The organism is Kocuria tytonicola, assembly GCF_003687455.1.
GTDB lineage: Bacteria > Actinomycetota > Actinomycetes > Actinomycetales > Micrococcaceae > Kocuria > Kocuria tytonicola.
Map to the genome: position 1 here is coordinate 1 of NZ_PHOA01000190.1, position 1,450 is coordinate 1,450.

A 1,450-nucleotide genomic window follows, 5' to 3' on the forward strand; every position below is an offset into this window, starting at 1 on the left:
CAGATGTGTATAGGAGACAGCTCCAAGGTCACCGTGCGGGTGTCCGAGGGACCCGAGAGCGTGAAGGTCCCCGAGGACATCGTGGGACAGTCCCTGGAGTACGCCCGCGAGTCCATCCAGCACGCGGGGCTCACCGTGGGCCCGGTGAGCACGGTCAACAGCGCCACGGTGCCCGCGAACGCGGTGATCTCCTCGGACCCCGCGCCGGGCAGCTCCGTGGCCAAGGACAGCGCGGTCAAGCTGCAGGTGTCCTCGGGAAAGGTCACGGTCCCTGACGTGGTGGGCCGCAGCCGCGCCGAGGCGGAGAAGATGCTGCAGGCGGACGACGTCCGGCTGAACGCGAACGTGGAGATCCTCGAGACGGAGGACGCCGAGACCGGCACGGTGCTGGAGCAGTCCGCCCCCGCTGGCTCCTCCGTGAGCCAGGGCTCCACCATCACTCTCACGGTGGCACGCAGGACAACCCCCACGCCCACCCCCACGCCGTCCGCGAGCGAGACACCGGAGGAGTCGGCCGAGCCCACGCAGGCACCGACCCGGTCCACGGCCCCTCCGAGCAGGCCCACCTCCGCTCCCAGCGCCACGCGCGCGACGGAGCGCTGAGCAGGAACACGACGACCTGCGGTCCCTCGTGAGGGGCCGCGGGTCGTCGCCTGGAACCGGTCGGGTCCGCCTCAGGCGGTCATGAGCGGTGAGAGCCCCGCGGCAGCCGCGGCCGCACCGTGCTGGCCCACTTCCTCCAGCCAGTTGCCCAGCATGAGGTACCCGCCTTCGGTGAGCACGGACTCCGGGTGGAACTGCACCCCGTGCAGGGGCGCGGTGCGGTGCCTGAGCCCCATGACCACCTGGCCGTCGTCGGTGGTGGCGGTGACCTCCAGGCAGTCCGGGACGGTGTCCGCGGCCACGGCCAGGGAGTGGTACCGGGTGGCGGTGAACGGCGAGGGCACGGAGGCGAAGACGCTCTCCCCCTGGTGCACCAGCCGGGACGTCTTCCCGTGCATGAGCTGCTGCGCGTGGCCCACGCGGGCGCCGTAGACCTCACCGAGGGCCTGGTGGCCCAGGCACACGCCGAGCAACGGGGTGCGGGTCCGTTCCGCCCAGCGGATCAGGTCCGCGCAGACCCCGGCGTCCGCGGGTGCGCCCGGCCCCGGGGAGAGCAGGACGCCCTGGTGCTCACCTGCCAGGGCGGTGGCGGCAGGGACGTCGAGGTCGTCGTTGCGGACCACGGTGGTCTGGGCACCCAGCTGCTGGAGATAGCCCACCAGCGTGTAGACAAAGCTGTCGTAGTTGTCCACGACGAGAATCTTCACAGACACTCAAGAACTCCTGCGCGTTCACCGGTTGAAAGAACTCGCGCAAGTCTACGCCCGCGCGGGCGATAGACTGAACGCCGATCTCGCACCCGGAACGGCCCCGGACCACCCGGTGGGCCACCCCGCCCCCCCCCGGA

General features: G+C 71.2%; 2 protein-coding genes. One reads left to right on the forward strand and one right to left on the reverse strand.

Annotation, left to right across the window (positions count from 1 at the left end; genetic code table 11):
* On the forward strand, positions 1-603 hold a 603-nt coding region (locus CWC38_RS11760), incomplete at its 5' end, for a PASTA domain-containing protein (protein ID WP_121846886.1).
* 71 nt (positions 604-674) lie between these two features.
* Here the strand turns inward: CWC38_RS11760 and CWC38_RS11765 are convergent.
* Positions 675-1,316, reverse strand: a complete 642-nt coding sequence (locus CWC38_RS11765; protein WP_121846887.1) for an anthranilate synthase component II — start codon at positions 1,314-1,316, stop codon at positions 675-677.
* Between the last annotated feature and the right edge of the window lie 134 nt (positions 1,317-1,450).